At 26.4% G+C, this 7,218-nt stretch carries 5 protein-coding genes and 1 pseudogene; 2 read left to right on the forward strand and 4 right to left on the reverse strand.

The annotated features are described in order from the left end of the window. Window positions 1-20 precede the first annotated feature (20 nt). The gene (locus AJN64_RS06055; RefSeq protein ID WP_002881838.1) at window positions 21-251 is read right to left on the reverse strand and encodes a hypothetical protein; all 231 of its coding nucleotides are present in this window, start codon (window positions 249-251) and stop codon (window positions 21-23) included. 255 nt (window positions 252-506) lie between these two features. Then, window positions 507-1,022 carry an Hcp family type VI secretion system effector gene (locus AJN64_RS06060; protein ID WP_044779685.1) on the reverse strand — a complete coding sequence of 172 codons (516 nt, stop codon included), beginning with the start codon at window positions 1,020-1,022 and terminating at the stop codon, window positions 507-509. A gap of 133 nt (window positions 1,023-1,155) precedes the next feature. Here AJN64_RS06060 and tssM point away from each other — a divergent pair, with 133 nt between their 5' ends. Then, a complete protein-coding gene (tssM, locus tag AJN64_RS06065; protein WP_070292804.1) occupies window positions 1,156-4,683 on the forward strand; it encodes a type VI secretion system membrane subunit TssM in 3,528 nt (1,175 codons plus the stop codon). Beyond that, window positions 4,680-5,579, forward strand: a complete 900-nt coding sequence (locus AJN64_RS06070) for an FHA domain-containing protein (protein ID WP_070292805.1) — start codon at window positions 4,680-4,682, stop codon at window positions 5,577-5,579. The genes tssM and AJN64_RS06070 overlap by 4 nt, the downstream gene beginning before the upstream one ends. A gap of 4 nt (window positions 5,580-5,583) precedes the next feature. On the opposite strand, the gene AJN64_RS06075 is transcribed toward AJN64_RS06070, so the two are convergent. Next, window positions 5,584-6,870 (reverse strand): hypothetical protein, encoded by a 1,287-nt coding sequence (locus AJN64_RS06075; RefSeq protein WP_070292806.1) that lies wholly within the window; start codon window positions 6,868-6,870, stop codon window positions 5,584-5,586. A gap of 18 nt (window positions 6,871-6,888) precedes the next feature. Further along, window positions 6,889-7,218, reverse strand: a pseudogene (locus AJN64_RS06080) (hypothetical protein); the annotation flags it as partial.

Genomic DNA, 7,218 nt, shown 5'->3' on the forward strand with positions numbered 1-7,218 from the left:
CAAAATACCCTAGAATCTTATTATACTTTAGGAAGTTCATTTAACTTACACATATTCCTAAATTGCCAATAACTAGGCTCTAAATAATAAGAATAAGGAGTATAATAAAAGATAATTAAGCCTATACTTCCAAGAAAGACTAAAAACTTTGAAACGCTTTTTGTAGATTTAAAGATGATTTTATAAATAAATTTTAATATAAGATAAGAAAGAATAGTAGAAATTATAATAAGAAGTAATATATATGTCATGGGTTATCTCCTTAGATTCTCTATTTTATTAAAATTAAGATGTAATTTTGTGGTTTGATAAAGATTAGCTCGCTAGCATCCAAACATAGAAGACAAAAATTGCTCATTAAGATAAATGATTTCATGTATGAATAAATAGTATTATAATTTAGAAAGTAGTTTTGTAATTAAAACCAAGAAAACAAAATATATTTTTAAGATATAACCCCGACTATAATTACGCATTTTAGTCGGGATTTTTTAAGATAATTATAATTAAGCTTTACCTTCTCTCCAATCATCACTTCCGCTAGTTCCAGCAGCAGTATGTTCCCAAACTACTTTTCTATAACTCATTGAAACTTTTAAAAGCTCGGTTTTATCATGATTACTTGACTCTTGTGCATTTGGCATTATTAATTCAATATTTGTAATAATTGCATCTTCCAATTTTGTAGTAAAAAAATGTTCAGATCCGCCACTTGCTGCAGTTCTAAACCAATGAACTTCGACTGTTGGAAGTCTTTCTCCTTTGGTAAGTGCATTATATAACAAAGGCACGGACTTATTCAATGAGCAAGTAAAAGAAAAGGGCTTATGAACTCTTTGTCCAGAAGGTTGCCCACTTTGCTGATCAACGGGTACAGTTACGATATGAGATACCTCTTGCGCCATGATTTCATCTTCATGACCTGATTTATATCTATTGCCAATACTCGCTTCAGTAGATGCACCACTTGAAATCAAACCTTGTGTGGAACCTTCAATTCTTATAAACGCTGGTTCAGCCATAAAAAGAACCTCCTTTAATTTTTTTTAACATTCAAAATTGTATCATTTTAATCTTAATCTATATAAATTTTTGTAAAATATTTGTATATTGATATTAATATTTATTTGTTTTTACTTTAAATAAGGAATAACGATGTTTAAAAAAATATTTGATTTTATAAAATCAAGATTATTTATAACTGCTTTTTTACTTTGTTGTATTTTTCTTTTTAGTGTTTTATTTTGGTTTTGGGGTCCTTTAATAGCTTTTAACGACATATATATTTTTAGTAGCTCATTTTTAAGATTTAGTATTATCTTGATAATTTGGCTTATTGTTTTTTTATTTTTTTTATTAAAGCCTATTATAAATTTTATATCTTCTTTAAAAAGTGAAAAAAGATTAAAATTTAAAGACCTAAAAAAAGAAGCTGATGAGTTTATTTACAAATCTAAAAGAAACTTCTTTTTATCTCTTAAAGATGCCAAAGAAACATGGAAGAATGATTTAAAAACAAAAAATTTACCCTTAATTATCATCATAGGAAATGAAGGGGCTGGAAAAAGCACTTTTATCAATTATTCTAACATCGAATATCCACTTAGCGATAGTTTAGAGTCTTATAAAAAATTCCATAAGTCTACTAGAAATTTTGCACTTTATGTATCAAAAAAAGGCGCTTTGTTAGATACAGAAGGAAACTATTTTTCACAAGAAGAATTTTTTAAGCCTACAAGTAGCGATGAAATACCCGAAGATGATATAGATAAAAATAGAGATTTTTTAATTAAAAAAAATATATGGAAAAAATTCCTTACTTTTCTCAATAAAAATTTTTTTCATAGCAAACTAAATGGAATTATTTTAGTTGTTGATACTGTCCTTTTCTTAAATAATCCTAAGGAGTATTCCAAAAATCTTATTAGATATCTAACAAAAAGAGTAAACGAATGTGAAAAAACTTTGAATTTAAAGTTGCCCATCTATATAGTTTTTTCAAAACTTGACTTGATGGAAGGCATGAAAGAGTATTTTGATATTTTCGATAAAAAAATTTCGGATAAAATTTTAGGATTATCTTTTGATAAAATCTTAAGTGAAGAATTTTTAAATAATGAATTTAAAGAATTAAGTGATTCATTATTATGCTCTTTAATGAGTAAAAATTCCCATATTTACAATATGGAAAATAAAAATAAAAGCTACTTATTTTTAAAACAATTTGATAATTTATTTGCATTAGCAAAGACTTTTATTTTGGAAGTACAAGAAGAAAATAAGCTTAAAAATAATTCTTATCTTAGAGGAGTTTATTTTGTTAGCGCCTATCAAGAAAATATTCCTAGAAATTTCTTACTCGATGCCATATGTGAGAAATATAACTGCAAAAAAGTATTATCAAAATCCAATATTATACATAATAAACAAAGCTATTTTGTTAAATCACTGCTCGAAGATTTAATTTTTACAGATTATTCTTTAAGCGCTATGAAATCTTATTCTAAAAAATTATCTTTTTTAATTATAATTTTAATCATAAGCTTTGGAACATATGCTATATCTTCTTATTTTATAAGTAAAAACAATAAAGAATTCGAAAAAAGCCAAAATACCTTAAGATCTTTACAATTGCTTCTTAAAGATCAAGATTATCAAAATTTAAATATTAAACAAAAAGCTGACTTCTTAATTGAATTGAGAAATATTTTAAATACTTATCCTGAACTTTGGCAAGATAATAATATATTTCAATATTTAAATCTAAATCTCTCATACAAAGGATTTAAAGAAGCTAAACAACTTTATTATAAACTGAATGAAGATGTGTTAAAAAATACTTTATTAAAAGAAATGGAATATACTTTACTTACCGATACAAATAAAGAAAATTTAATCAAAACATTATATATGTATAGATCTTTATTTGAACAAAAATATTTTAATAAAGAAATACTAAAAATTTGGATTAACGAGAATTGGAATACTTTAAGTAAGTATTCAATCTCTAAAGATGACTTTCTAGAAGGGGTGGATGAGCTTAAACAATTTAATCTTAAATCTTTTACAGAAGATGAAAACAGTATACATACAGGAAAAAGAAAACTTGAGAGTATAAGTAGAACTCAAAGAATTTACATTCTTCTTAATTTTTTAAATAGCGATAAACCTAAAGAAAAATATCTTATAAAAGAGGATTTAGGTTTTTCTGCAAATAGTGTATTTTCAAATAATTCTCAAATAACTTCTATAGATAAAATATATACAAAAGTTGGTATGATGGACTTTTTAAATGATTTAAATCAACAAGTTGACACCGCAATCAATATTGAATCTTGGATGCTAGATAACAATTTTAAAGAAAATAAAAACACTTTGACTATGGGTATTTTAAAATTATACTTAAGTGAATACCAAAATGCTTGGCAAAATCTACTCGCTTCATTGCAACCTGTTAGGTATAATACCAAAGAGGCAATGCTTAATGAGCTTAATATCTTATCAAAAAAAGAAAACCCCTTATATTCTTTGTTAAAAATTGTTAGTTCTAATACAAATTTAAATGATGCAGTTTTACTAACTCAAGCCTACAATTTAGGATTAAATGCTGGGGAAATTAGATCAAATTTTATTGGGGTAAGCAATGCTTTCACACAATATCATAAGCTAGTAAACAAAAATACACTTTTGAGTGTTGGCAATATAGAAGTGGGTAAAGGCACTGATGATGAAAAAATATTAGATATTCTTAATACAAATATTACAAATATATCCAATAAAATTATAGATTTTAGTTCTAATAATAACCAAAGCGCTGAAGAAAAAATTTCATATGCTCTTGGAGGCAATAAAGATGCCAATGATCCTTTTGCTGTATTTCAAATGAACATAAAAAAATTACCTAATGATTTAGAGAGATATTATAGTCAGCTTTCTAATTATTCGTGGAATTTTATAGAAAATCATGGTATTTCTTTATTTAATACCGCTTGGATTAATGAAGTGTATAATCCATTTGTTAATGATATTGCACCATATTATCCTTTTAATGATGAGAGTGTAGCAGATCTTAGTATGGATAGTTTTAAAACATTTTTTGGAAGAAATGGGACATTAAATAGTTTTTATAAAAAATACTTGAACAATGTTTTAGTAAAAAGAAAAAATAACTATTCTGTCAATTCTCAATTTGCTTCAAAATTAAATTTCTCTAAAGAATTTTTAGATTTTATCACCAATGCAGGCAATCTCTCTAGTCTCATACTAAATGGTAATGATAATATAAAAGTTAATTTTACTATTCAAAGCCTTGATTTAAGTGCGGATTTTTCCTTTATAAAGCTTGGCTATGATAATAAAAATATCCAATACGATCATACTCTTAATCAAACCCTACAAATTGTAGCAGAAAAATTCAATAATGGAACAAGTTTAAATTTTACAGCCTATAACTACTCTAATCCTAATTTAAATTATACAAAATCATATAAGGGAGAATGGGCATGGTATAAGTTTATAAAAGATAATAAAAGTAATTCTATATACAGCATTATATTTAACAATAATAAAAACTTATATTTTGACTTTGAAATTATTAACGGTGCTAGTGAATTAAATAATATAGTTTATATTTTAAATAATCTTAAAATAGTAGAAAATATTACAGGGGTAAATAAACAATGATAGAAAAAGAAGAAATAGGAATTACTATTGAGAATTATGACGAATGTATTAGTGGTTCTAAAACATTTGTATTTAACACAAAGGGTGGAACTATAGGAAGCGGTGATGATTGCACTTTTCGTATTCAAGATAAACTAGAACAAATCAAAAATACCCATGCCATAGTATCTTATGAAGAAGGATCTTTTACAATTGCGGCTTTTGAAGATTCTGACATTTATTATAATAAGTCCTTTTCTAGAATGCCAAGTGGCTATGAAATAATAATCAGTATAGGCGATATTTTTAAAATCGGTAATTTAGAATTTAGATTTGTGGATGCAAAAAGCATTGAAGCAAGCATTAAAGAAAATAAAAAATACTTAGAAGATATTGAAAAACGCAATCATTTTGATGAAATTGAAATTAAGCCTAGAGGAAAAACAAGTATAAATTTTGACAAAAACAAAGAGTTAAAAGAGATTTTAGAAAATAATGATTATAAATTTATCGAAGAAGAAAAGGCAGATGATAGCTTTTTAAAAGAAATAATTCAAAAAAATCCAAATTCATTAGAATATAAAAATGTTTTAAAAAGTTTGGTAAAAAATTTAAAAGATATTAAAACAAAACAACAAAACTCTAAATTAAATAATGATTATTCTCCTATCAATATTAAAGATTTTGAAAGTATTATTAATAATATACCCTTAATCAAATCCACAAGATTGATCAATATTTTAGCCCTTAGCCTAATCGCAAAAGAATTATATACTCCAATATTTGAAGAAATGGAAGAAAATATGTTTATTAAATATATTGAAGCTGCCATACAAAATAATATTAAAGAAGATAAGATTCTTTTTGAAAATCTTACCATCAAAGCATTGGAAAAGTATATTAAAGATTTTGAGTGATTCTTTAATCTTTAATGCCATTTTCTTCAGCAAATTTGAGTATCTTAGCTCTAAGTTCCCTTGGGAAATTATATCTATATATGGCAGGAATTCTTGGATCAAGGAGTTTGTCTAAATATCCTCTTTTATAAATCCATTCTAATCTTTCAGGTGTAAAATAATAAGGGGCATTAGGATAGCCTTGAGGTGGGGTTAGGGCTGCTAGTTTGGCGCTTAATACTAGGGTATCTTTGAATAAAGTAGCTTGTTGTTCACTCCAATCATTTGGAGTATCTACATCAAATCTTGTTACCATTCCATTTTCGTATCCATCCATAGCATCATCAAATTTATTTCTACTTTCAGGAGTAGAATCTATATCTCTTGGATCTTTTAATTTGCCTTTTTTAATATCATTATATAAAGCCCAAATGATCCTGCCTTCTTCATCATAGGCAAAATCATATTTATTTAAATCAATCACCCAATCTACTCCCATAATCTCATCTATAAAAGGAAGCATACCAAATTCATCAGGCTGTATAGTTTTAGCTAAATCTTTTACTAATTTGGCCCTTAAAGGATTTTTATGTATCCCTGCCATACCTATACCTATTTCTAAAAGATTATCAGCATAATTATAAATTCCTCTTTTTATACCTAATTCTTCATATCCTCCACCTGTGAGTTGAATATATAAAATAAAACATTGTATCATTCTGGCATTAAAGCCATGATTTTTAGAACGCACAAAATATTCAGGTTTTCCTAGTATTCCTGCTGCTATACCCCATTCTTGTCTAAAAAGAGAAGATTTTAAGGTTTCTTTATTATTGTTAACTTCATCATAAATATAGGCGTATTCTTCATTGATTAAATATCCTTTTTCATCTACATTAGCATAAGCATCATAGGGTATATCTATAACAGTGCTTCTTATACCACTTCTTATAATTAGATATTTATATCTTTCTCTTTTAGTTTTTAAAGATTTATAATAAGCTTTTTCTGCTTTAGTCCAAGGAGCTATAGCTCCTTTGATAGGATCTTTTAAATATATACTTTGCCAATCTTTAAATTCAAGTAAAGTAGAACTTTGTCCTGTATAAAAGTTAGGATCTAGGTATTGGGGTTTATAGTCTTTGTAGGGGGAGTTTTTCATAATATGATAAGATTTAAAAACCGCTTTGGAATATTCTTCGGTATAGTTGCCTGTGGGCTTAATATTTTCTTTAAAGAGTATTTTATTGGTATCTTTTTCCACATCTAATGTTAATCCATTGGGTGTATAAATCTCATAAGTTTCGCTCATTGTTTATCCTTTCGTAATTTATCCCATATATAAACCATCTTCTATGATTATAGTAGTAGCTAATCTGCCTATGAAATTAGGCGGAGTTTTTGTTTCTGATGTGATATCAGTATTTGCACTTGCCTTGCTAGTGTTATTTTCTCTTTTGTCTATAGCTTTCAAGCTTTCTTTATTTTCATTTATCCCTATATACATAGCCTTAAGATTGTTTTGTCCTATGATATTGAGTTTTTCTAGTAATCTTCTGGTTTTATTTTTATCTTCTATATATCTTCCTGTTTTATCTTTACTTGTATTGTAAATTCCATTAGCAAAATCTTGTAAAATTTGTAAAGCTTCATTGTAAGC

The sequence above is a fragment of the Campylobacter sp. BCW_4332 genome (assembly GCF_001763175.1).
Taxonomy (GTDB): Bacteria; Campylobacterota; Campylobacteria; order Campylobacterales; family Campylobacteraceae; genus Campylobacter_D; species Campylobacter_D jejuni.

Bases quoted from the DNA above. Each gene is read 5' to 3' on its own strand.
- AJN64_RS06070 (WP_070292805.1), top strand. From the start codon at position 4,680: ATGATAGAAAAAGAAGAAATAGGAATTACTATTGAGAATTATGACGAA.
- AJN64_RS06060 (WP_044779685.1), bottom strand. From the start codon at position 1,022: ATGGCTGAACCAGCGTTTATAAGAATTGAAGGTTCCACACAAGGTTTG.
- AJN64_RS06075 (WP_070292806.1), bottom strand. From the start codon at position 6,870: ATGAGCGAAACTTATGAGATTTATACACCCAATGGATTAACATTAGAT.
- tssM (WP_070292804.1), top strand. From the start codon at position 1,156: ATGTTTAAAAAAATATTTGATTTTATAAAATCAAGATTATTTATAACT.
- AJN64_RS06055 (WP_002881838.1), bottom strand. From the start codon at position 251: ATGACATATATATTACTTCTTATTATAATTTCTACTATTCTTTCTTAT.